This window comes from Mesorhizobium sp. CO1-1-7, assembly GCF_020164885.1.
GTDB lineage: Bacteria > Pseudomonadota > Alphaproteobacteria > Rhizobiales > Rhizobiaceae > Mesorhizobium > Mesorhizobium australicum.
On the sequence record NZ_JAIUHA010000001.1, the window covers coordinates 622285 to 645101 of the forward strand.

Annotated in this window: 20 protein-coding genes; 14 read left to right on the forward strand and 6 right to left on the reverse strand. The window is 62.7% G+C overall.

Going from position 1 to position 22817, the window contains the following annotated elements:
* Positions 1–1131, reverse strand: a complete 1131-nt coding sequence (locus LB516_RS02830) for a nucleotidyltransferase family protein (protein ID WP_140614938.1) — start codon at positions 1129–1131, stop codon at positions 1–3.
* A gap of 506 nt (positions 1132–1637) precedes the next feature.
* Between LB516_RS02830 and LB516_RS02835 the strand changes: the two genes are divergently transcribed.
* The 6 genes from LB516_RS02835 to LB516_RS02860 all read left to right on the forward strand — a co-directional run bounded on the left by LB516_RS02835 (position 1638) and on the right by LB516_RS02860 (position 7457).
* Positions 1638–1790, forward strand: a complete 153-nt coding sequence (locus LB516_RS02835; RefSeq protein WP_015314225.1) for a lasso peptide — start codon at positions 1638–1640, stop codon at positions 1788–1790.
* A gap of 135 nt (positions 1791–1925) precedes the next feature.
* Positions 1926–2225, forward strand: a complete 300-nt coding sequence (locus LB516_RS02840; protein ID WP_224718877.1) for a PqqD family protein — start codon at positions 1926–1928, stop codon at positions 2223–2225.
* Positions 2226–2334: 109 nt separating this feature from the next.
* On the forward strand, positions 2335–2727 hold the full coding sequence (locus LB516_RS02845; protein WP_224584338.1) for a lasso peptide biosynthesis B2 protein: 393 nt from the start codon (positions 2335–2337) through the stop codon (positions 2725–2727).
* On the forward strand, positions 2724–4646 hold the full coding sequence (locus LB516_RS02850; protein ID WP_224718878.1) for a lasso peptide isopeptide bond-forming cyclase: 1923 nt from the start codon (positions 2724–2726) through the stop codon (positions 4644–4646). Before LB516_RS02845 ends, LB516_RS02850 begins: the two co-directional genes overlap by 4 nt.
* On the forward strand, positions 4643–5620 hold the full coding sequence (locus LB516_RS02855) for a serine kinase (protein WP_224718879.1): 978 nt from the start codon (positions 4643–4645) through the stop codon (positions 5618–5620). The genes LB516_RS02850 and LB516_RS02855 overlap by 4 nt, the downstream gene beginning before the upstream one ends.
* The gene (locus LB516_RS02860; protein WP_140821610.1) at positions 5613–7457 is read left to right on the forward strand and encodes an ABC transporter ATP-binding protein; all 1845 of its coding nucleotides are present in this window, start codon (positions 5613–5615) and stop codon (positions 7455–7457) included. Before LB516_RS02855 ends, LB516_RS02860 begins: the two co-directional genes overlap by 8 nt.
* Positions 7458–7479: 22 nt before the next feature.
* Here LB516_RS02860 and LB516_RS02865 read toward each other — a convergent pair whose 3' ends face one another.
* The gene (locus LB516_RS02865) at positions 7480–7755 is read right to left on the reverse strand and encodes a hypothetical protein (protein WP_015314231.1); all 276 of its coding nucleotides are present in this window, start codon (positions 7753–7755) and stop codon (positions 7480–7482) included.
* A gap of 599 nt (positions 7756–8354) precedes the next feature.
* Here LB516_RS02865 and LB516_RS02870 point away from each other — a divergent pair.
* Entirely contained in the window at positions 8355–9032 is a 678-nt protein-coding gene (locus LB516_RS02870; RefSeq protein WP_015314232.1) for a sugar transferase, read from the forward strand.
* Between the two features lie 85 nt (positions 9033–9117).
* Positions 9118–10374: a polysaccharide biosynthesis/export family protein gene (locus LB516_RS02875; RefSeq protein WP_224718933.1), complete on the forward strand. Its 1257-nt coding sequence runs from the start codon at positions 9118–9120 to the stop codon at positions 10372–10374.
* A 193-nt stretch (positions 10375–10567) separates the two neighbouring features.
* Here the strand turns inward: LB516_RS02875 and LB516_RS02880 are convergent, their stop codons facing one another.
* Positions 10568–11866 (reverse strand): O-antigen ligase family protein, encoded by a 1299-nt coding sequence (locus tag LB516_RS02880; protein ID WP_140791599.1) that lies wholly within the window; start codon positions 11864–11866, stop codon positions 10568–10570.
* A 462-nt stretch (positions 11867–12328) separates the two neighbouring features.
* Between LB516_RS02880 and LB516_RS02885 the strand changes: the two genes are divergently transcribed.
* The 5 genes from LB516_RS02885 to LB516_RS02905 all read left to right on the forward strand — a co-directional run bounded on the left by LB516_RS02885 (position 12329) and on the right by LB516_RS02905 (position 18941).
* Positions 12329–13081, forward strand: a complete 753-nt coding sequence (locus tag LB516_RS02885) for an SDR family NAD(P)-dependent oxidoreductase (RefSeq protein ID WP_015314235.1) — start codon at positions 12329–12331, stop codon at positions 13079–13081.
* A 103-nt stretch (positions 13082–13184) separates the two neighbouring features.
* Positions 13185–14624: a GH39 family glycosyl hydrolase gene (locus tag LB516_RS02890; RefSeq protein ID WP_224718880.1), complete on the forward strand. Its 1440-nt coding sequence runs from the start codon at positions 13185–13187 to the stop codon at positions 14622–14624.
* Positions 14617–15957, forward strand: coding sequence for a glucoamylase family protein (locus LB516_RS02895; RefSeq protein WP_224718881.1), 1341 nt, complete (start codon positions 14617–14619; stop codon positions 15955–15957). Before LB516_RS02890 ends, LB516_RS02895 begins: the two co-directional genes overlap by 8 nt.
* Positions 15947–17476 carry a mercuric reductase gene (locus LB516_RS02900; RefSeq protein WP_224593223.1) on the forward strand — a complete coding sequence of 510 codons (1530 nt, stop codon included), beginning with the start codon at positions 15947–15949 and terminating at the stop codon, positions 17474–17476. Before LB516_RS02895 ends, LB516_RS02900 begins: the two co-directional genes overlap by 11 nt.
* 205 nt (positions 17477–17681) lie before the next feature.
* Positions 17682–18941, forward strand: a complete 1260-nt coding sequence (locus tag LB516_RS02905) for a glycosyltransferase family 4 protein (protein ID WP_224718882.1) — start codon at positions 17682–17684, stop codon at positions 18939–18941.
* A gap of 149 nt (positions 18942–19090) precedes the next feature.
* On the opposite strand, the gene LB516_RS02910 is transcribed toward LB516_RS02905, so the two are convergent.
* Both LB516_RS02910 and LB516_RS02915 read right to left on the reverse strand, forming a co-directional pair.
* Positions 19091–19666, reverse strand: a complete 576-nt coding sequence (locus LB516_RS02910; protein WP_140614951.1) for a DUF1349 domain-containing protein — start codon at positions 19664–19666, stop codon at positions 19091–19093.
* Positions 19667–19730: 64 nt separating this feature from the next.
* A complete protein-coding gene (locus tag LB516_RS02915; RefSeq protein WP_224718883.1) occupies positions 19731–21170 on the reverse strand; it encodes an aldehyde dehydrogenase family protein in 1440 nt (479 codons plus the stop codon).
* A 275-nt stretch (positions 21171–21445) separates the two neighbouring features.
* Between LB516_RS02915 and LB516_RS02920 the strand changes: the two genes are divergently transcribed.
* Positions 21446–22105: a TetR/AcrR family transcriptional regulator gene (locus tag LB516_RS02920; protein ID WP_224718884.1), complete on the forward strand. Its 660-nt coding sequence runs from the start codon at positions 21446–21448 to the stop codon at positions 22103–22105.
* Between the two features lie 80 nt (positions 22106–22185).
* Here LB516_RS02920 and LB516_RS02925 read toward each other — a convergent pair whose 3' ends face one another.
* Positions 22186–22671 carry a hypothetical protein gene (locus LB516_RS02925; protein WP_015314243.1) on the reverse strand — a complete coding sequence of 162 codons (486 nt, stop codon included), beginning with the start codon at positions 22669–22671 and terminating at the stop codon, positions 22186–22188.
* Positions 22672–22817: the final 146 nt, after the last annotated feature.

The window sequence follows — 22817 nt, forward strand, 5'->3', positions numbered from 1 at the left end:
TCACGGGCCGGCTGGCCGTTCGAAGATGCGGCGGCTGATGTCCGCCGACGCCGCCCAACCGGCCTCGGAAAGGTAACGGACCGGAGCCCGGCCGCACAATTCCCACAACACCGTGCGTCGCTGCGGCCAGCGCAGCGACGACAGCCATGGCGCGATGACCATGTTGAGCAGGTCTTCATTGCCGATGCGCGACAGGATCGGCTTGGCCCGCTCCGACAGAAGCGTGCCGGTGCCGCCGAGCAGCACATCGGCGGAACGCAGGCCGAGCAGCAGCGTGTCCTCCAGCCCCTGGCTCACCGCCGCATCGAGCACACGCTGCTGATCGGCGTGGCCGAGACGGCTGGCGCTGGCCCTGATATCGCAGACGTAGCCGGCGCAAGGCTCCCGGTTGAACAGTGCCTTGGCGACGCTGATGCAGGCCAGCATCAGCGTGTCGGCAGCCGACGTGAACGGGACTTCGGCGCCGGTGATCTCGACCAGCCGCTTTCGCCGCAGGAACCCGTCGGCATCGCGCGGACTGGGCGAGCCGGGCTGCTGAAGCCGGTAATGAAGGTCGACAGTGGATGATTTCGACCCATTGCCACGGATCATGTGCTGTTCGCCGAGGAAGCGGACCCACCAGACCGAACGCGACTTGCCCGATACTTCGTAGCCGATCGAGCGTAACGCTTCGCGTGCCTTCAAGAACCCGGCAGGCGAAACCAGAATATCGATATCGCCCGAGGGTTTCATGAAATGATCGTCGTAAAGCAGATGCTGCTGGAACGGCCCTTTCAGGAACACAAAATCAATCCGCCTGTCGAGCAGCGCCTCGTGAATGGCGATCGAATCCATCAGGCAGGCGGCGTTCATCGACACCGTCCTCCTGCGATAGGTTTCGAGCCACTGGAACAGTTCGGCCGGCCTCTCATGCGCCGGCGTACGCGACAGCGCCTTCAAGACGAAGGTACCGACCTTGTTCAACCTAGCGATATCAGTGACGACAGCGTCGGAAAGGCCCGGCGTCCACGTTTCACCGGCCGAGGCGGCCGGCCCCGCGAAATATAACCGTAAGCAGGCCCGCACATAAGCGATCTCGTCGGCGCAGTCGGTGGCGCGCAGTCTTTCATAGGAGCTTTCCGGCAAGGCCATTGAGCGCACAGTCTCCAAAAAGCGGTTTGCGCGAAGCGTATGCTGCAGCTGCTAAGCAAAGCATCGTCAAAAACGGCGGCGCCGTAAAGCCTTTCCTTTCGCAGTGCGAAATTTTACAACCATAGCGTTTGCCGGCTTCGCGGAAGGGGATGAGATGTATGGACGAATTCCTACCCTAGCGCAGCGCTTCGGCCGGGCCTTCGATGGATCAGCTGAAAGTTGAGTATCTTTCGGCGTTGTCCAATGGCAATGGCCAAGCATTGGCTTCCTCTTGTTTATGCAAAATCAATGGTTTACGGAATCTCCTGTGACGAGGGGCAATCACACCCGGCTTCATCTCGAAAGAGGTGGATTTCTTACACGCGGGGTGACGTCCGCAACCCATAATTGATTAACGACCGGTAAATCAGGCTTGACTCATAAATGTTGCTGTGCAGCTATTGCGATGCAGCATGAAAGTGCTGACGGCAATCGACAGGCCGTTTCCAGTCCTTATGGAGAGTAAAATGGAACAGAATGTTGAAAAGCATGAGTACGAAACGCCAAACCTGACAGTACATGGTTCAATCGAAACCATTACCCAAGGCGGTGGTGGCAGCACGGCAATCGACGCGTCGTTTCCCGCGCACACCCCGATTGGCGACCTGACGTTCTCCTGAGACCAGCCTGATTCTGGAGGAATGACGTTGGGCCTCCGGGATCGAAGACAATGAAATGGAGCCGGGGATGAAAATCCCCGACTTTCCATTGAACCTGATGACGCGTAGACCGTGTGTTGCAAACGAGGTTTTAGGATGAACTGGAACCCATCCGAGCACGATTGCGTAAAGGCCACCAAGGACGCCGTTGCTTGCGAATTCGGCGATGGCCTCGCGCTTCTCAACCTGAAGTCCAATATCTATTACAGCCTCAACGGTGTCGGCGCTTTCATCTGGGAATTGATCCAGGAACCCAAGCCGATCGCGGACATCCGCAGCGCCGTCCTCGCTCGCTACAATGTCGACGCCGAACGCTGCAAGGCCGACGTCGACGCATTGCTGAAAGGCCTGGCGGAAAACGGGCTTGCGAGGCTTGAGCGTGAGGCACTCGTCTAGGCAGGTGTCGCAGAAGGCCATGGTTGCGCGGCAAAGAGCCGTGACGCAGAGAAATCCCCGGCCGATGAAGCAGCGGCCTGGCAGGCGCAGCCTGGCCAGGATTTTGTCCTTGAGCGGCTCGGAAGCGCTTTTCCTGTGCCGGTGCCTGCTGGTGGTCACGACCGTCCGGCTCGGGCTGACATTGTTCTCCTACAACCGCGTCCGCGGGATGGTGACGCGGCTCAACGCGCACCAGTGTGCCAGCATGGGCGAGTTGCGGCTTGTCGCCTGGGGGGTTGCGGCCGCCGCACGGTTCGTTCCGGGCGCCACCTGCCTGACCCAGGCGCTGTCGGGCCAATACCTCCTCGCGCGCCAGGGCAATGCGTCGAACATCCGCATCGGCATCGAGCGCGGCACGGGCGAGCAATTGAAGGCGCATGCCTGGCTGGTCAGCGATGACCACATCGTGCTTGGCGGATCCGTCGATGGTTTCGCCCACCTGATCGACCACGGCAGCCGATGAGCGGCGTAGCCGGAATCCTGCTGCGACAAGGCCCCGCGCCGGCTGAAGCGGCGAGCGACATCCAGCAGATGCTGGCGCGCATACGCCATCGTGGTCCCGACGGAACCTCGTGGTGGCAGGACAGCGGCGTCGCGCTTGGCCATGCCTGGCTCAACACCACCGACGAAGCCGGCCCCGGCCCGCTGACCATGGCCGGCGGCAAGCTGGCCATCACCGCCGATTGCCGGCTCGATAACCGCGACGAGCTGCTCGCAAGGCTCGGCATCAGGGACAATTCAGTCGCCGATGCGGCGTTGCTGATGCGGGCCTATCTGCGCTGGGGTGAAACGTGCCCCGTGCATCTGCAAGGCGACTTCGCCTTCGCCATCTGGGATGCCGAGCGGCAGCTTTTGTTTTGCGCGCGAGACCATTTCGGGGTCAAGCCTTTCTACTACCACGCAGCGGAACGCCGCTTTGCCTTTGCCTCCGAGATCGGGCCAATGCTCGGCCTCGACGGGGTCGGTGCGCGCCTCAGCGAGCACCGGATTTCGGGGTTCCTGGCCGGGCTGCCCGATGACCCGCAGTCCACGCCCTACAGCGACATCTTCGCCCTGCCGGCGCGTCACAGCCTCACCGTCACCGCGCAACGTCTGGTGCTGCGCCGGTACTGGCAGATCGAACCATCGCAGCGAGCACCGCGGCCTGATGCCGCGGAGGAATTCGCCCATCTGTTCGCGCAATCGGTCCGCAACCGCATGCGAGGAAGTCCGTCGATCGGCGCGATGCTGAGCGGCGGCCTCGATTCATCCTCGATTGCCTGCGTGGCGGGATTGCAAAATGCGGCCGAGCGCAAGCCGAGGCTACCGACCTTCTCGCTCGTGTTCGAAAAGGGTTCGTCGATGGACGAGCGCCCGTTCATCGATGCCGTGCTCGATCAGCAGAAGGCCGATCCCACGTTCATCCCAGTCGGCAATTATGCACCCTTCGCTGAATTCGAACGGGTGCTGGAGGAACAGGAAGGCACGTTCCTGGCGCCGGGCCTGACGCTGACCCGCGGTATCTATCGGGCGGCTGGCGCCAAGGGCATCAAAGTGCTCCTCGACGGCCATGGCGGCGACGAGGTCGTTTCACAGGGACATGGCCATCTGCACGAGCTTGCCAATGGCGGCAGGTGGCTGGACCTTTGGCGCGAGGTCCGAAGCGCCTCCAACACCTATGGCGACAGCACGCTCGGCCTGTATTTCCAGTTCCTGACCATCTACGGGCCGGCCTGGCGGATCGCCAGGCTGAGACAGCTGGGGAACCGAGCCCTGAACAGGATGCGCAGGCCTGCCCGATCGAAGCGTGGCCGCAGCTGGCGCGACCTGATCAATCCGGACCTTGCCAGGCGAACCGAGCTCATCGACCGGTTCCATCGGGCTGGCTACATGCCGCCCGGCGTCCAAGCCAGCGACGCGCTCAGCCACCGCTGGATCCTGTCCAACGGCTATGTTCCGCACTCTTTCGAAGTTTTGGACAAGGCCGCCGCCAATTTCGGCGTCGAGCCGCGGTATCCCTTCTGGGACAAGCCGCTGGTGGAATTCTGCCTGGGGCTGCCGGGCGAGGAGAAGCTCCGTCATGGGTTTGGCCGCTACGTGCTGCGCCGGGCCATGGAAGGCATCCTGCCGGCGGCGGTACAGTGGCGGCGCGACAAGATCGATTTCACCGCCAATCTGGTCAACGGCATGGTGCGCAACCATCGCGACCTGCTGGAGCAGTTGCTGGTCGGCGATGCGGGTCGCATCGCACCCTATGTCAACCTGCCGGAAGTAAACGCCGCCTATGCGCGGCTGCTGCGCCAGCCGGACCAGGCGGCACCGCTCGATGTCCAGTATGTCTGGCGCTCGGCGTCGCTGTCGCTGTGGCTGCGGCAGGTCCAGCATGGCGGGAGCCCCGCATGATGTCTCGCCATGAGCCGTTCGCCGGCGATCTCGACCGTCTTCCCAACCGCGACAGGACAGCGGGAGAACGAAGTTACTACCGCGCCTACGGCCTGCTCATCGCGTCCGACGTGTGGCTGCCCGAACTGGAGCCGGCGGACCCGGCAACGGCCGACATCGAGATCGTCATCGGCCCGATCGATATGCCCGAGCCTTCGGCGAAGGCAGCGACCGTCTTCCGTTTCGAGCCTGGCCGGCAGTATCTGGCCTGGGAGGCCGTCGGCGCATTCCTGATCAGCGACGCCCGCCGCATCGATGTCCAGCCGGCGCCCGGCGTCGACGACGCCTTGCTTGCCTTCCCGTTGCTGGGGCCGGTGCTGGCGCTGCTGCTGCACCAGCGCGGCCTGCTGGTGCTGCATGCCAGCGCCATCGCGGTGGCCGGCAGGGGCGCCATCTTCATGGGCGACAAGGGCGCCGGCAAGTCGACGACGGCAAGCGCGCTGATCCGGGCCGGACACGACCTGCTCACCGATGACGTCGTGGCGCTCGATCTCACCAACCCGGACGAACCGATGATCGTTCCGGGATTTCCGCAGATCAAGCTTGCCGCCGATGCCGCGGCGGCAATCTCGCTTGGGCAAGCGCAAGTGCGACCGCAAGTGCATCCGGCAATCGAGAAGATGCAGCATCGCCTGCACGGCGCCTTCTCCGGCAACAGGGTGCCGGCGGCCAGGATTTACATCCTCGAGCGCGGCGAAGGGGCCGGGATCACCCTCCTGCCTCAAATCGCCGCCTTGCCAGCTATCATCAAATTCTCCTACGTGACGCGGTTTGGCCGCGCGGCGCTCTCCGGCGATTTCGCGGCGATGCATCTTCGCCACTGTTCAGCGATCGCTAACCATGTCGGCGTGTGCCGGCTGGACGTTCCGACGGGCATCGACAGGATCGGCGAGGCTGTGGCGCTGATCGAAAAGGAATTGGCTGGAGATGCCTAGGTCATCGGTCTTCAGCCTGTCGCTGTTTCGCGATGTCGCGGCATTCGGCGCGGTCATTGCCCGGATCGGCGGACGACGAACCTGGACGGCGCTGCTGTTCCTGATCCTCGGCAGCCTGACGGAAGGCGTTTCCATCCTGCTGCTGGTGCCGTTGCTGCACCTGGTCGGCCGTGCCGACCAGGATTTCGCGGTAAGGCTGCCCAATATCGAGTTTGTGCACTGGCTGGTGCCCGGCGGAACGCTGCAGCTGACGACGGTGCTTTGCGCGCTGGTCGGGCTTGTTGCCGTGCAGGCAGCCTTCAACCGCTTCAAGTCGGTGTACATGGCAAGGCTGCTCTTCGATTTCATCAACCGCTTGCGCATGAACCTGTTCGAGAGCATCGGCAAGGCGCGCTGGGGCGTGTTCACGCGCATGCGCGGCTCCGATCTCGACCATGCCCTGACCGGCGACATAGACCGTGTCCAAGGGGCGGCTTTTGCCCTGCTGATGCTGGTGCAGATCGCGGTGCTGCTGGCGGGCTATCTGGTGATTTCCATGTTCATCTCGCCGGTCATGACGGCGTTTGCCGTCGTCATCGGCATCGTCATGTTCATAGCGCTGCAGCCATTTCGCTCGCGAGCCACCGCCTTCGGCCGGATCCTGACGACCAATCGCCAGGACCAGTACCGCACGGTCTCGGAATTTCTCGGCGGCATCAAGGTGGCCAAGAGCCTGAACGTCGAGGCCAGCTATTTCGCGCAGCTGCAGGTCACGCTCGAAAAGATGAAGGCCGACAATATCGCCTATGTCCGCAACTCTTCGATCGGCACCGCCGTGTTCCAGGTGGCGAGCGTCGTGGGCTTGAGCGTCTTCATCTATGTGGCGTTGGTCCGCTTCCACCTGTCGCTGGCCGAGATCGTCGTGCTGCTCCTGGTCTTCATGCGCATCGCGCCGCGCTTCATGGACATGCAGACGCAGGCCCAGCAGGTGCTGATCAACCTGCCCGCCTATACGGCAATGCGCAACCTGCAGGCGCGTTTCGACGCCGAACGGGAGCCTGGCCACGTCGAATCCACGGATGCCCGCAAGCTGACCCTCGATACGGGGCTGAACATTCGCGACGTCTCCTTTGTCTATGACGACGGCGCCGGCAAGGCAGTGGTGAGCGACATCACCTTCGGCCTTCCGGCCGGCAAGGTCACGGCGCTCATCGGCCCGTCCGGGTCAGGCAAGAGCACGATCGCCGACATGCTGCTCGGGCTGCTCGAGCCGACCACCGGCAAGATCCTCGTCGACGGCGTCGAGCTCGATGCCGGCAATCGCCGCCGCTGGCGCGATCAGGTGGCCTATGTGCCGCAGGACGTGTTCCTGCTGCATGACACGATCGCGGCGAACCTGCGCCTTGCCGCGCCCCAGGCCAGCGAGGACGACTTGTGGAAGGCACTGCGCGCCGCTCACGCCGGCGATTTCGTGGACCGACTGGACCTGAGGCTGAATACCGTGGTCGGCGACCGCGGCGTGCGCCTCTCGGGTGGCGAGCGCCAGCGCATCGCGCTGGCACGCGCGTTGCTGCGCAAGCCGTCACTGCTCATCCTGGACGAGGCGACAAGCGCGCTCGACTGGCAGAACCAGTCGCTTATCGCCCGGTCGATCGACGGCCTGCGCGGCGCAATGACGATCCTGACCATCGCGCACCGGCCGTCGATGATCGCCTTCGCCGACTGGGTGGTGGCGATGGAGGATGGTCGTGTGGTGGAGGTCGGGCAATATCAGCGGTTGAAGGCGAAGCCGGGGAGCCGGCTATCCCGGATGCTGTCGGGAGAACAGTCGGAGACCGAACCCGCTGATGTGGCCTGAGGACGATGATGTCCCCGTGGATCTAATGCAGCCCCCGCCGGACGCTGCCCAGCTTCTCGCCCTCGGGCACTTCGGTGGAGTTTTGCTTTCTCTCGGCTTCGCGCAGCCTGTCGGCCGGCGTTGGCGCGCTCCTGGCGATCATGGCATAGACGACCGCGAAATAACCGGCCTGGATGACCACCGCGCAGATGATGACACGCAGCAGTGTCGTGCCAAGCGAAGCTCCACCCAGCCAGGACCAGGCGACGACGATCGCGAGCGCGAACAGCATCCCAACGATGAATTTTGGAAGCGACATACCCAACAGCCCATAAACCGGCTCGGGTATATCCAACGATAGCCCCACCCGAGCGCCGTCCCTTGTGATGCGGGCTTGTTAAACCACCCGCTCTCGACCGGTTGCTTCCGGCCTTTCAACCTGTCGCCACCGTGACAGGTATAATTTGCAATTCTATTAAGGCGAGCAGAAGGCGGCAAGGGCAACCGCACATATTTTTGATTGAGCTTACGCGTTCGACTCTGCCATGCTGCAACGCACCCGGCCGCATTTCACTCAACCTGCAGCCATTGTAAATCTGGAGTACAACCCGTAATATTAGATGGTATTTTAGGTGAATAGTCCAGAATATAGCATCGTCATTAAGGACTCGTATGCTCCGGATCCCGACAATGGGAACGCGCCGCCCACAAAACGCCCCAAAAACGTCTGAATTTTTTTATGCTTGCCCATTTATTGTCACAAATGTGCTAAACATTTCGAAATTTGTGCAGCGCGAGCTTATTATTTAGTCAATTCACGACGCGACTATTTCAGCGGCGTGGGAAATTGTGTGTTGCGCTGCAGCATTTTTTTGGTATCGTGCGGTAAACCATTCGTTCAACGCATGGAGTTTCCGTATGAGGGATATTGCCAAGTCGGCCACGGCGGGGTTTTCGCAGGCCGACACCGACTTTCCGCCGCCGATCGGCGGCCTCATCAAGCGGAGTTTCGACATCGTCGGTTCGCTGGCTGGACTGATCGCGCTCAGCCCGCTGTTCATCATGATAGCGCTGCTCGTCAAATTCTCCGATGGCGGATCGGTTTTCTATGGTCACCGCCGAATCGGGCGCGGCGGACGGCTCTTCTCCTGCCTCAAGTTCCGCACCATGGTTCCGGACGGCGACAAGGTGCTGGCAGCCTATCTCGCCACCAATCCAGAGGCCAATGCGGAATGGATAGCGACCCGCAAGCTGAAGAACGATCCACGCGTCACCCGCGTCGGAACGGTGCTGCGCAAGCTGAGCCTCGATGAATTGCCGCAGATCATCAACATCCTCCAGGGCGACATGAGCCTTGTCGGGCCTCGCCCGGTGGTCCGGGACGAACTGGAAATCTATGGCAGCGCGGCTGTCTATTATCTGAAGTCCCGGCCCGGCCTGACCGGCCTATGGCAGGTCAGCGGCCGCAACGACGTTTCCTATGACAGCCGCGTCGCGTTCGACCGCCACTATGTCGAGAACTGGTCGCTGTTCGAGGACGTTCGCATCATCATCAGAACAGTGCCGGCCGTCTGGATGTCGCGCGGCTCTTACTGATCGGCCGGCAGGATCAAGGTATCCGGCGGCAAGCTCATCGGGCGATGGGGCTAAAACGGATCGGAACGCTCAGTTGAAGATAGACATTTTCGAAGCCTTTGGCAGCGGCCCGTTTTCCGGCCGCTCGCGGCTCGTGGCGACCTGCCTTGCGATGTCGCTTGCTTTTCCCCAGATGGCCGCCGCCGACGATTACCGTCTGGGCTCCCAGGACAAGCTCACCATCCGCATCGCCGAATGGCAGACCGTCGAAAGCACGTTCCGCGACTGGTCGTCGGTCAATGGCCAATATACGATCGGCCCGGCAGGCACGCTGTCGGTGCCTTTCGTCGGCGAGTTGCCGGCGGCCGGCAAGACCACGGCGGAGGTCGCCGCGGCGATCGGCGAGGCGCTGCAGCACAAGCTCGCTTTATCGGACAAGCCTGAAGCCTCGGTCGAAATGGCGCAGTTCCGGCCCTTCTACATTTCGGGCGAGGTGCAGAATCCCGGGCAATTTCCCTTTGTGCCCGATCTTACGGTGCTGAAAGCGATCAGCGTCGCCGGAGGCATCAGGCGCAACGCCGACTACGGTCCCCAGCTCGGCAAGGACCTGGTCACCGCCAAGGGCAATTTCGATATCTCCGACGACCAGCGCGTTCGGCTGATCGTCAGGCGCGCCCGCATCGACGCCGATATGGCCGGCAAGACGAGTTTTGAGGCACCCAAGGAGGTCGAAGGCGATCCGCGGCTGCCGACCATCGTCGCCGACGAGATGACAATCCTTACCGCCGACCAGAAGGCGCTGAAGCTCAAGCTCGAGGCGCTCGACGATCTCAAGGGTGTGCTGCAGGCCGAAATCGAATCGCTGCAGAAGAAGATCGTCAACCAGCAGAAGCAGGTCGACCTAGCCCAGCAACAGCTGGCCAGCATCGGTCCGCTGGCCCAGAAGGGCCTGGTGGCCAATGCCCGGCTTCTGGATTCGCAGCAGTCCGTCACCGACCTGCAGGGCAAGATCCTGGACTACGAGACAGCCATCCTGACCGCCAAGCAGGCGATCAGCAAGGCGACGCAGGACGCCATCGACGCCCAGAACACCTTGAGTTCGAGCCTTGCCGCCGATCGCCAGCAGACCGAAGCCGACCTGAACGAGGCCGCGCTGAAGGTGAATATGCAAAAAGGCCTGATAGCCCAGGCCACGGATCCGGCGACGACGGCCGCCATCACCAACGACCAGCAACCTACCTTGCTCTATTCGCTGGTGCGCAATGTCGACGGCAAGACCAGCGAAATCGCCGCCAAGGAAGACACACCGGTACTGCCTGGCGATGTGATCAAGATCAAGCTGGCGCCGCTGGCCAGCCAGTAGAAACGCGGAAGATCGCGGGCTCGCCGCGTTCTATCCACAGCGCAAGACTTTGAGCCTCAGCCAAGCCTGCTTGGCGGAGGTTTTTGCTGATAGATTTTCAGCACCGGAAAATCAGAATGGCTGTTGACGCAATCCCGAACGGAACCGCTACGCGGTTTTCCCGCGATGGCTTTAGACTAGCGGACTCTCATCATTACTCGGCTGCCGCGGGACGGTGAGGCCAGGCTGCCTGTCCGGCCTTGGCATCCGCCGGCTCGAAAGCCGGTGACCATCGCGTGCGGGTGACCGGCAGCCTCGCCAGCTTGAAGAAGCTGAAATACATCAGGAATGAACCCATGATGTAGGGGTTGAGTATCTCGACCTCGACGAAGGAGCGGATGAGCAGCAGCACCATCACGCCGATCAGAACCACCGATTCGGCCTGCCATGTCTTGAAGACCACCGCGGCGATGTGGCCGAGGAGCGTGCGCAGCATGATCAGCGATATCAGCACCGCCCCGGTGAAGCCGAGTTCGACAAGGGCTTCGACATAGGTGTTGTGGAAATGGAAGCCGGTGCGGGTACTGATGTAGAATTCGTTCCACAGCCGCTCCGCCTCGGCAAAGCCCTGCACCCAATAGGCGGCATAGCCGACGCCAAGGATCGGCGATCGCATCGCGGCGTTCCAGCCCTGCTCCCACAGATAAGTCCGCCCGGTGAGCGTCGAATCCTTGCCGAAGATGCCAAGCACGAAGTCCATGAGCCCGAGATTGAGGGCGACGATGGCCACCACGACGATCATGCCGGCGCCGACCAGGAAGATCACCCGGCGGTAGCGTCGCGACAAAAGCTTGCTCATCGCAAGAAGCGCCACCAGCGCCAGAACCGCCGGTATCGAGGCCATCGAGGTGGCGGAATGCGAGACGACCAGCACATAGGCCGACAACAGCACGACCGGCACGGTCAACATGAAACTCAGCCGGCCACGCCGAAGGAAAGCAAGGAACACGACCGAGAAATAGATGCCGAGCGAGCCGACGAAGCCGATCTGGTTCTTGGAGGCGAAGGCGCCGACGAAATTATAGGTGCCGTCGAGGACGTCCTCGGAATAGGCGCCGACTTTCAGCGAATAGAGCAGGACGAAGAATATGCCGACCAGGGCGCCTATCGTCAGGGTGCGCACGCTGACGGTGCGTGCGGCGACATAGGCGCAGGCGATATGGGACAAGTACTGGACCGCCGTTCTGGCGGTGACGCCGGGCGCCTGCGACCAGAATATGGAAAAGCAGACATAGGCCGCGAAGAGCAGCGGCAGCCAGGCGCTGGACAGTTGCCGCAGGAAACGACGGTAGTCGACCAGGATAAGCGGAAGCCAGACGGCATAATAGGCCAGGATCAGCACCTGGCCGAAAATGACGGAATAGGAGAACGCCCAGATCGAAACGGCAACGGCAAAGCTGCCATAGACCGAATTCTTCTCGGGATCGACGAGCAGGGATTTGGGAATTTTCATCTCACGGTCCCGTCGACACGACCCAGGACCGGCAGGCCGCAAACCAGTCGGCATATCCGCAAACAGGGTCGTACAAGAAACGGGTCTCCATTGTGCAGTGCAATATAACCTATCGCACCCCGTGCTCAATGGCAAATCCGGTCACCTTGTCTTACAGCGCGGCGATCGCCGAGAGATCTCGGCCGTGGACGGGCCAATCGGTCATGTGCTCCGACTGCCCATCAGGAACGAGGCGCGTCCCTTGAGGTTTCCTTAGTCCATGCGCATGCCTATATCGGCCTCGCCGTGGTGGGTATGGTGGAAGCGCTGCGCGACCAACTCGAATGAACGGCGCCATAATCCGGCCGATTGGCCCAGACGATCCGGCCGCATGCCGGCTTGAACTCGGTCGGCGGTCACCTCACAGTCCCAGGACCGGCCAGCACGCGGGGCGCCTTCAGCCAACATGAACAGGGGGAACACATGCCAATGAATTTCGCGGGGCGCTTCTCAGGCCGGTCGGCGGTCATCACCGGGGGCGCCTCGGGCATCGGACTGGCGGTCGCGCAGAGGATCGTCGACGAAGGCGGGCGCGTCTGCGTCTGGGATCGCGATCCCGCACAGATCGAACAGGCGAAAGCCATTGTTCCCGGCCTGCGTGGAGTGACGTTGGACGTTGCGGATGCGGCAAGTGTGGAGGTCGCCGCACGATCGACGATCGACGCCTTCGGCGCGGTCGACATACTGGTCACCAGTGCGGCCATCACCGGCCCCAACATGACCACCTGGTCCTATTCGGTCGAGGACTGGCGTGGAGTCATCGACATCAACATCAACGGCGTCTTCTACTGCAACAAGGCGCTGGTGCCACACATGCTCGAGCGCAACTATGGCCGCATCGTCAACATTGCCTCGATCGCCGGCAAGGAAGGCAATCCCAACGCTTCCGCCTACAGCACCTCGAAGGCGGCGGTGATCGGCCTGACCAAGTCGCTCGGCAAGGAACTCGCCAAAACCAAGGTGACGGTCAATTGCGTGACGCCAGCCGCCGTGCGCACCGCGATCTTCAAGCAGATGAAGCAGGAGCACATCGATTTCATGCTCTCCAAGATACCGATGGCGCGGTTCGGCGAGGTCGAGGAAGTGGCGGCGCTGATCTCATGGATCGCCTCGGAGGAATGCTCGTTCACCACGGCCGCTGTGTTCGACGTCTCGGGCGGCCGCGCCACCTACTGATGCACTACAAATCCGCGTGAGCAGGCAACGATATGCCATCGCCGACGTATAGTCGGTGATGGAAGGTGTGGAAACGGCAAATATTTCAGACAGTTCCACGGGTGTGACCTTTCGCTGCGATCTCGGCGTTCAGGGAGAGGAATTCCCCCACTTCTGGGAACATACGGTCGGCAGCGGCCACGCGACGCTCGCCCTGCGCGCGGACTGGCAGGCACAGATGCGCCGGGCGCATGACGAACTCGGCTTTCGCCATGTCCGTTTTCACGGGCTGCTCGATGACGACATGGGCACGCTCATCGACCAGGACGACAAGCCGCTCTATTCGTTCTTCAATGCCGATCAGATCTTCGATTTCCTGCTGTCGATCGGCATGCGCCCCTTCGTCGAGCTGAGTTTCACGCCGACGATGCTGTCGTCGTCCGGAAAGATCGTCTTCCGTTATCGCGCCAATGTCAGCGCGCCGAAGGACTACGACCAGTGGTCGACGCTGATTTCGAAACTCGTCGCTCACTGGGTTGATCGCTACGGCCTCGACGAGGTGCGGCAATGGTTCTTCGAGGTCTGGAATGAACCCAATCTCGAGGCGTTCGGCAGCGGCAAACAGGAGGATTATTTCAAGCTGTATGCCTACACGGCAAGAGCAATCAAATCCGTTGACACGCATTTGAAGGTCGGCGGACCAGCCACAGCCGACAATGCCTGGATCGATGAGTTCATCGCTTACTGTGGCCAGAACGGCCTTCCCGCGGACTTCGTCAGCACGCACCATTATCCGACCGATGCCTTCGGCCAGCCTGGCGACGACACCGAAGCCCAGCTCTCGAAAAGCACGCGAAGCGTCCTGCGCGAGGAAGCGCGCACCGCGCGACGGCAGGCAGGCGACCGTCCGCTCTACTACACCGAATGGTGCACATCGTCGAACCCGCGCGATCCCATGCACGACGAGCCCTATGCCGCCGCCTTCATCGTCAAGACGATCATGGAGGCGAGAGGGCTGGTTCAGGGCTACAGCTACTGGACCTTTTCGGATATTTTCGAAGAGAATTATTTTCCATCCCTACCCTTTCATGGTGGTTTCGGCCTGATGAACCTTCACGGCGTAGCCAAACCGGCTTACCGTGCCTTCGAAATGCTGCATGGCCTTGGAACCGAAATCCTGTCGACTCAAGGCAATCATCCCACCGTCGACAGTTGGTGTGTGCGCGACGGAAATTCGTTGACCGTGCTGATTTCCAACTTCGCCTTGCCGCGGCATCCGGTCGCGAACGAGACCGTGCAGATTCAACTTGAGAATGCACGGCGGCCCGACATGGTAACCATCCGACGCGTCGATGCGGCAAATGCCAACCCCAAGGCGCTATGGGCGACGATGGGAAGTCCCGATTACCTGAGCCGAGCAATGGTAGAGCATTTGCATGCGGCCTCGGCGATGCCGAAACAGCCGCAAGCGATCGCCTTCAACGGTCATACCCTTCTGTTCGATGTCACCGTACCTGCGCAGGGCGTTGCTGCCATCAGGCTGGAGTTTTTATCGATTGCTTAGAGCAGATCCCGCCGCGCTGGCCGATGACGAACTGCTGGACCGCTGTCAACGCGCCGCGTTCGGCTATTTCCTGGAGAACGTGAACCCCGACAACGGGCTGGTCGCCGACACGTCGCGGCCCAATTCGCCGTGCAGCATCGCCGTCGTCGGTTTTGCTCTGTCCTGCTATCCGATCGGCGTCGAACGTGGCTGGATAACGCGTGATGCGGCCGCCTGCCTGACCCTTGCGGCGCTACGCTTTTTCCAGACCAGCACGCAAGGCAGCGGTCACGCTGTCACCGGTCACAAGGGTTTTTACTACCACTTTCTCGACATGCGGAGCGGCTTGCGCGTTTGGCGCTGCGAACTGTCGATGGTGGATACCGCCCTGCTGATCGCCGGCATGCTGGTGGCGAGCGCGTATTTTTCCGGCGACAATGACGACGAAGCCGAAATCCGCCTCCTGGCCGAGGCGCTCTACAGGCGCGTCGACTGGCGATGGGCGCAAGGCAGCAGCCCGACGCTCCGCCAGGGCTGGAAGCCGAGGAGCGGCTTTCTGCATTATGGCTGGGAAGGCTATAACGAGGCGACGATCCTCTATGTGCTGTCGATGGCTTCTCCGGACCGCCCGACCTCGGACGACAGCTACGAGGCCTGGACGGCGACCTATCAATGGGAAAACATCTACGGCCACGACGTGCTCTATGGCGGGCCGCTGTTCATGCACCAGTTCTCGCATGCCTGGATCGATTTCGCCGGCATCCGCGACGCTTTCATGCGGGAGAAGAATTCGGACTATTTCGAAAACAGCCGCCGCTCGACATACCTTCACCGCGACTACGCCCGGCACAACCCTTACGGATTTGACGGCTATGGCGAGAATTTGTGGGGCCTTTCGGCCGGAGACGGACCGGGCGGCTTCCGCGCCAGCGTGGAGCGGCGGACCCACCGGTTTTCCGGCTATGCCGCGCGCGGCGCGCCTTTCGGACCGGATGACGGGACAATCGCACCATGGTCCTATCCGGCGTCGCTGCCTTTCGCGCCGGACATTTGCCTGGCGGCGCTGCGTCACCTCGTCGATCGTTATCCGGAGGTTCTCGACGATTTCCGCCTGCCGAGCGGTTTCAACCCGACATTGGCCAACCGCCGCAAATTCGGCCGCAACGGCTGGGTCTCGGAAGGCCATTACGGGCTCGACCAGGGCATCGCGGTGATGATGATCGAAAACCACCGTTCCGGACTGATCTGGGGGCTGATGCGTTCCAATCCCCATATCCGTCGCGGCCTGGGCAAGGCGGGTTTCACCGGCGGATGGCTGTCGCGGCCGGTACCCGGAGGGCGCGATGTCGCGTGAACCGACGAGAGCCGCCGTCTTCCCTGTCGACAGCAACGACGTCGAACTGATCAGGGGCGCGCATCCCGCGCACTGGAAGAACCCGACCCCGAACGGCCCCTACAATCTCGTCGTCATCGGCGCCGGGCCGGCCGGGCTGACCGCCGCGCGTGACGCCGCGAGCCTTGGCGCGAAAGTCGCGCTAATCGAACGCGGGCTGATCGGTGGTGCCTGTGTCAATGTCGGCGGCATCCCGTCGAAGTCGATTATCCGCACGGCCAGGCTCTATGCCGATATGCGCGATGCCGAGAGCTTTGGCGGCGACCCGCCAGACCACCTTCGTGTCGACTTTCAACGGGCGATGACACGGATGCGGCAGATACGGCAGCGGATCAGCCGTGCCAATTCGTCCGTTTCCGTCGCAGCCGAGGGCATCGACCTCTATTTCGGCGAAGCGCGCTTCGCCGGACCGGACACCGTCGTGGTCGCGGACAGGACCCTGCATTTCAAGAAGGCATTGGTCGCGACGGGCGCGCATGCGAGCGGGCCCGCGATTCCGGGGCTTGCCGAGGCCGGTTATCTCGACAACGAGACCATGTACGACCTTACGCAATGCCCGCCGCGGCTCCTCGTCATCGGCGGCGGGCCGCTCGGCTGCGAGACGGCGCAGGCTTTCTGCCTGCTCGGCGCCAAGGTCATCCTGGCGCAGAGCGATCCGATGTTCCTGCCCGGCGAGGAGCGCGACGCCGCGCAGATCCTTTCGGATGCGCTGGCGCGCGAGGGGATCGAGGTGCGGCTGAACACCGAAGTGGTGGCGGTGCGGATGGAGGGCGAGAAGAAGGCCGCCGACCTGATGCGGGATGGCGACACGACGACGATTACGGTCGATGAGATCATCACTGGCGTCGGCCGTTCACCCAACGTCGATGGCCTGGGCCTCGATGAAGCCGGCGTGGCCTATGACGCCAGCGGCATCAAGGTCGACGATTATCTGCGATCCACCAACCCAAATGTCTACGCGGCGGGCGACGTCTGCCTCGAATACAAGTTCACCCACACCGCCGAGGCAACAGCGCGCATCGTCGTGCGCAATGCCCTGTTTCGCGGCCGCGAAAGGCTCAGCGAACTCGTTATCCCCTGGTGCACCTATACCGATCCGGAGATCGCCCATGTCGGTCTCTATCCCCTGGAGGCGCGGCGCAACGGCATTCCGGTCAAGACCTATACGGTCCTGATGCACGATGTCGCCCGCGCCGTGATGGACGGCGAAGAGGAAGGGTTCGTCAAGATCCACGTCAGGGAGGGATCCGACCGCATCCTGGGGGCGACGGTCGTCGCCAGCCATGCCGGCGAGATGATCAATGCCGTGACCCTCGCTATCCGTTCGGGCATGGGATTGCATGCGTTGGCCGATGTCATCCATCCCTTCCCGACACAGGCGCAAGGCATCAAGATGGCGGGCGACGCCTACCGACGGACACGGTTCACTTCATTGCGCAGGCGCCTGGCGGCCCGCTGGCTGGCCTGGTCCAGGCGATAAGCCTTTGCGCTCGGTCCCAGCCGGATCCGCATTGCGACCGATCCGCAAGGCAAGCGCGCCGGGCATCAGACTGTGATCCAGCGCTTGACGAAAGCACGGTTCGGCTAAACAAGTCGAAGCTGATTTCTGTGGCTGCGGGGGCCTCGTTAATGTCGTCCGAGAAAGAGCTTGCGCAACTCCTGGCGCGAAGCGTCGGGCGTCCGCCTTGAGCGCGCGGCCCGATGTCGACATGCCGGCGCGCGGCAGCGGGCGACGCGTGCTGATCGTGTGCCATGAGCCGGCGTTTCCGCCGACTTCCGGCGCGGATCTGCGCAACTATCGCAATGCCGTGGCGGCGGCCGCGTTCGGACCGGTCTGCCTGGCCTCGGTGCGGCCCAGGGCCATCGCCATGACCGCGCCCAATCCGCTGATCCGCACCGAGGCGCTGTCGATCGAGGGAGAGCCCCGGACGGCTTCCATCGGATGGTGGCGTATAAGGGAGGAGCATCGCGTTTCGCGCGCGGCCCTGGCGCGGCTGGAAGCACTGATCCTCGAATTCCGCCCTGACACCGTGGTGGTCGAGAGCATCGGCCTGTTCAAGCTGCTGCGGCCTTTGCGATCGCTGGCAAAGCAGCTCATCCTCGACATGCACAATGTCGAGTCCGACTTGTCCGCGCAGATGAAACGCGCCGAAGCGACCGCATCGCGCCTTTCCGTTGCCGCATCGGTGCCTGGCATCAGGCATCTCGAAAGAAAGGCGCTCGCCCTTGTCGACAGGGTCTGGGTCTGCTCGAACGAGGATCGCGAGAAGCTGATGCGCTTTGGCGGGCGCGCGATGCCCATCGATGTCGTTCCCAATGGGATTCCCAACGTCGAGGCGATTCCCGATGTGCTGCCCCCGGAACCGTCGGCCAATAGCGGCTTTCCGGTGATCCTTTTCATCGGTCATCTCGGCTATCCTCCAAACGTCGACGCCGCCGTGCGATTGGCCCGGACCATATTGCCCCGCATCCGCCAGGCCTTGCCCGACGCGAAGCTGGTTCTCGCCGGACGCGGCCCGGAACCGGCCGTGCTGGCCCTGCGCGGGTTGCCCGATGTCGAGCTCGTCGAAGATCCCGAAAGCGTGGGGCCGCTCCTGTCCAGCGCGCATCTCAGCATCATCCCGCTCAGGGCGGGCGGGGGCACGCGCATCAAGATTCTGGAGGCGATGGCTTGGGGGGTGCCGGTGATCGCGACACCGCTCGCGGCCGAGGGCCTGGGCCTGGTCGAGAACGACGAGGTGCTGCTGTCGGCCAGCGACGAAGGCCTGGCCGCCATGGCCGTCCAACTTTCACGCGACGCCGGGCGCCGGGCAAGGCAGCGCGTGCGCGCCAACCAGGCCGTATGGGCAAGGTTTGGCCCGCAGGCGATCCGCGATGCCGTCCGTGCCGGGCTTGTCCTGGACAATGACGGCGATGACGACCAACCATCTCCGATCACCCGATGAGCCGCCGATTATCCCACCGATCCACCAGACGTGGAAGACGGACAGCGTTCCCGAACGCTTCCAGCCTATGCCGAGAGCTGGAAGGGCCTTGGGGCCGCAATGTCCTACCGGTCCGTTCGCACACGCCACGCGGAGCCCGGTTGCCAGGGTCAGTCGTGCAGATCCCGCGCAATCGGCGGACCGACCGAAAATCCGGAGAACGTGACTTCGAAACCTTCACGCTGCGGCGAACAGCACATCAACCCGACATCGACCATCTTCGAGGTCGGGAAATAGGCGAGCCGCACCGGCTTCCAATGGCCGTCGGAAGCGTCCAAATACTGGACACGGACCGCCTCGCCGTGGCGGGTCAGGCGGATCCTGACGCCGTCAGGGCCGGCGGCAATGGCCACCAGCGACCAGTCAGAGGTGTCGTTGGTGACGACGACGGAGAAATAGGCAAGGCCATCGGTGTATTCGATGCCGGCCTTGATCCAGTGCGTTTCGCTCAGCCGGACCATCAGGCCGGCCTGATCGTAAAGCACCTCGTAGTCGCCCTTGACGGTCACTTCGGCGGTGAAATCGCCCTCGACCCGCCGATACAGGAAGTGGCCGTTGTCGCGCCAGAAGCCATAGAAGGTCTCACGCCAGAAATCGGTCTCCTTGCCGGTGCGCACGCGCACGCCATCACCTTCGATGGCATGATGCGGCGGCGGGTTGAGCCAGGTCAGGTCCTGCAATGTCATCCCTTTGCACCGGTCCGTTTCCAGAGGAGGCGACGGTCCGCCGGCGGTCGGCCGGCGCGCCAGGTTATCCCGCGAACGTATAGGCGGTCTTTACCGTGGTGTAGAACTCCATGGCATAGCGGCCCTGTTCGCGCGGACCGAAGCTCGAACCCTTGCGACCACCGAAAGGAACGTGGAAATCGACGCCCGCCGTCGGTAGGTTGACCATCACCATGCCGGCTTCGGAGTTGCGCTTGAAATGCGTGGCGTGCTTGAGGCTCGTGGTGCAGATGCCCGAGGTCAGGCCGAACGGCGTGTCGTTGGCAACGGCAAGCGCCTCGTCATAATCCTGGACGCGGATGACACTGGCGACGGGGCCGAAAATCTCCTCGCGCGAACTGCGCATGGCGTTGGTGGCCTCGGTCAGCAGCGCCGGCTTGAGATAGAAGCCCGGCGTCTTGCGGTCGAGCCGTTCGCCGCCGAAAGCGAGCGTGGCGCCTTCACTGACGCCGATGGCGATATAGTCCTCGTCCTGCTTGAGCTGGGTGGCGTCGACGACCGGGCCGATCTGTGTCTGCGCGTCGAGCGCGTCGCCGATCACCAGCTTCTCCATGCGCTCCTTGAGCGCGTCGACGAAACGGTCGTGGATGCCTTCGGTGACGATCAAACGCGACGAGGCCGTGCAGCGCTGGCCGGTCGAGAAGAAGGCGCCGTTCAGCGCGCAATCGACAGCCACCGCGAGATCGGCATCGTCGAGCACGACCAGCGGATTCTTGCCGCCCATTTCAAGCTGGAACTTGCGCATGTGCTCGACGCTTGCCGCCGCGACGCGCTTGCCGGTTCCCACCGAGCCTGTGAAGGAGATGGCGTTGACGTCGGGGCTGTCGAGCATCGCCTGGCCGACCACCGAGCCCTTGCCCATGACGAGGTTGAGCACGCCCTTGGGCAGGCCGGCGCGATGCAGGATGTCAACGATGGACCAGGCGCTTTCGGGAACGAGCTCGGCCGGTTTGAAGACGATGGTATTGCCGTGGGCCAGCGCTGGAGCGATCTTCCAGGCGGGGATGGCAATGGGGAAATTCCACGGTGTGATGATGCCGACCACGCCGACCGCTTCGCGCGTGATCTCGACGCCGACGCCCGGCCGCACGCTTGGCACCACCTCTCCCGACAGGCGCAATGTTTCGCCGGCAAAGAAATCGAATATCTGGGCGGCGCGGATGGTCTCGCCAATGCCCTCGGCCAGCGTCTTGCCTTCCTCACGCGCCAGATTGCGGCCGAGTTCGTCCTTGCGCGCCATGATCTCGTCGGCCGCCTTTTTCAGCACCGCATGGCGCGCCAGCGGACCGGAGCGGGACCACGCCGGAAACGCCGCCTTGGCCGCAGCTATCGCCTGGCCCGCCTGTTCGACCCCCGCCGAAGCATATTCGCCCACGACGTCGCCGGTATCCGAGGGGTTGATGTTGCGGGAGCCGGCATCGCCGACCCATTCACCATCGATGAGGTTCTTTCGAAACGCTGTCATGTCCTTGCCTTCCTGGCTGTTGGCCGCGCGGCGGCATCTGTCTGAAGTGGTATTTGCCAGACAATTGCCTTGCGGGAAAGCACGCACTGGGCCTGGAGACCGCGACAAAAATCCCCGGGCCTGCACTCACGCCTTCGCGGCAGCGGCGACGGAGCCGCATCGCCGAGCAATCCGGCTAACATGGGCGGGCAGCGCTCCGGGTCAAGGCCGGATCGCCTGTACAGGCATGTCCACAATCTTGATTTGCCTGGTGTGGCGTGTCATGCGTCGTCACGATGGCAGCAATCGAAACGACGATCCAGCGCGCCGGCGCCACCGGCAACGTCAAGGCTACCCGCGAAGACTGGCTGAAGCTGGCGCTTGAAACCCTGATCTCGGACGGCGTCGAACGCGTCCGTGTGCTGACGCTTGGCCAGCAACTCGATGTCTCGCGCTCGAGCTTCTACTGGTATTTCAAGAGCCGGCAGGATCTGCTCGACCAATTGCTGGACCACTGGCGGCAGACCAATACCCGATTCATCGTCGAGCGTGCCGCACGCCCTTCCACGACTGTCATTCGCGGGGTGATGAGCATTTTCGAATGCTGGGTGGACGAAAAGCTGTTCGATCCCCGGCTGGATTTCGCCATCCGGGCATGGGCTCGCCGCTCCCCCACCATCCGGCGTGCGCTCGACGAGGCCGACGAAGAACGCGTCACAGCCATCCGCGGCATGTTCTTGCGTCATGGCTATGAGGAGGAAGACGCGTTCGTTCGCGCTCGCGTGCTCTATTTCATGCAGATCGGCTACTATTCGCTCGAACTCAACGAGCCGATGAGCAGTCGCCTGCCGCATGTTGCCGCGTATCTGCGCAGCTTCACCGGCCAGGAGCCTTCGGCTGCGGATGTCGAGGATTTTTCGCGCTACGTCGCGAAAGCGGTCTCCGGCGGCCAATAGCCGAAGACTCCGAACTCGTGATCCCAATAGCGCTTCGACATGGAACGAGGAACAGGCGGCGATAGGATGGTAGGTTCCGGCTAAAGCGTAAACGACCAGAACAGGCAGGCCAGCGTGGCGGCGGCAAAGATCACGAAGAACAGGCTGCGCAGCAGCACGTTGCGGCGCAACTCGTTCATGACGAAGTGGCAACCGACGACCGCCACGGCAAACAGGAACCGCCAGTTCAACAACGCCAGAAGAGCGCTGCCCTGACCGAAGGCCCATCGGGCGAGCAGGCCGCCGACGATGGTGGCGAACAGCACGATGACAGTCCAGAAGATCGCATCGGCGGCATGGAGGAGGACGATACTGGCCGCGCGGATCGGCAGGATCATCATCAACAGCGCGCTGAAGAAAAAAATTGCCGCAAGCGGAATGAACGTTCCGGCGTCGGCGATGCCGTCGAGACGCTTGACGCCGATCGCCCCATAGGGATAGCCGTGACGGGCCACCGCAAGGCTCAGCGCCATGAGCAAGGCGGTCAAGACGGAGACGAGTGCGAAGGTCGTGAGGGCTTTGCTCATGGTGTTCCTGTCCCGAACGAATCAGACAGGAACCGGTGTAACCGATGGTCGTAAATTGCGCGTAAGCTTTCACCCGCCGCCGGCATCCGGAAGGGGATAACCGTCAGGGCAAAGCCACTCGGCGACGACCAGGTCGACCGCAGCCC

Excerpts from the sequence above, each read along its gene's own strand:
- LB516_RS02855 (WP_224718879.1), top strand. The coding sequence starts at position 4,643 with ATGATGTCTCGCCATGAGCCGTTCGCCGGCGATCTCGACCGTCTTCCC.
- LB516_RS02885 (WP_015314235.1), top strand. The coding sequence starts at position 12,329 with ATGCCAATGAATTTCGCGGGGCGCTTCTCAGGCCGGTCGGCGGTCATC.
- LB516_RS02900 (WP_224593223.1), top strand. The coding sequence starts at position 15,947 with ATGTCGCGTGAACCGACGAGAGCCGCCGTCTTCCCTGTCGACAGCAAC.
- LB516_RS02865 (WP_015314231.1), bottom strand. The coding sequence starts at position 7,755 with ATGTCGCTTCCAAAATTCATCGTTGGGATGCTGTTCGCGCTCGCGATC.
- LB516_RS02870 (WP_015314232.1), top strand. The coding sequence starts at position 8,355 with ATGAGGGATATTGCCAAGTCGGCCACGGCGGGGTTTTCGCAGGCCGAC.
- LB516_RS02920 (WP_224718884.1), top strand. The coding sequence starts at position 21,446 with ATGGCAGCAATCGAAACGACGATCCAGCGCGCCGGCGCCACCGGCAAC.
- LB516_RS02910 (WP_140614951.1), bottom strand. The coding sequence starts at position 19,666 with ATGACATTGCAGGACCTGACCTGGCTCAACCCGCCGCCGCATCATGCC.
- LB516_RS02835 (WP_015314225.1), top strand. The coding sequence starts at position 1,638 with ATGGAACAGAATGTTGAAAAGCATGAGTACGAAACGCCAAACCTGACA.
- LB516_RS02830 (WP_140614938.1), bottom strand. The coding sequence starts at position 1,131 with ATGGCCTTGCCGGAAAGCTCCTATGAAAGACTGCGCGCCACCGACTGC.
- LB516_RS02880 (WP_140791599.1), bottom strand. The coding sequence starts at position 11,866 with ATGAAAATTCCCAAATCCCTGCTCGTCGATCCCGAGAAGAATTCGGTC.
- LB516_RS02925 (WP_015314243.1), bottom strand. The coding sequence starts at position 22,671 with ATGAGCAAAGCCCTCACGACCTTCGCACTCGTCTCCGTCTTGACCGCC.
- LB516_RS02915 (WP_224718883.1), bottom strand. The coding sequence starts at position 21,170 with ATGACAGCGTTTCGAAAGAACCTCATCGATGGTGAATGGGTCGGCGAT.
- LB516_RS02860 (WP_140821610.1), top strand. The coding sequence starts at position 5,613 with ATGCCTAGGTCATCGGTCTTCAGCCTGTCGCTGTTTCGCGATGTCGCG.
- LB516_RS02850 (WP_224718878.1), top strand. The coding sequence starts at position 2,724 with ATGAGCGGCGTAGCCGGAATCCTGCTGCGACAAGGCCCCGCGCCGGCT.
- LB516_RS02840 (WP_224718877.1), top strand. The coding sequence starts at position 1,926 with ATGAACTGGAACCCATCCGAGCACGATTGCGTAAAGGCCACCAAGGAC.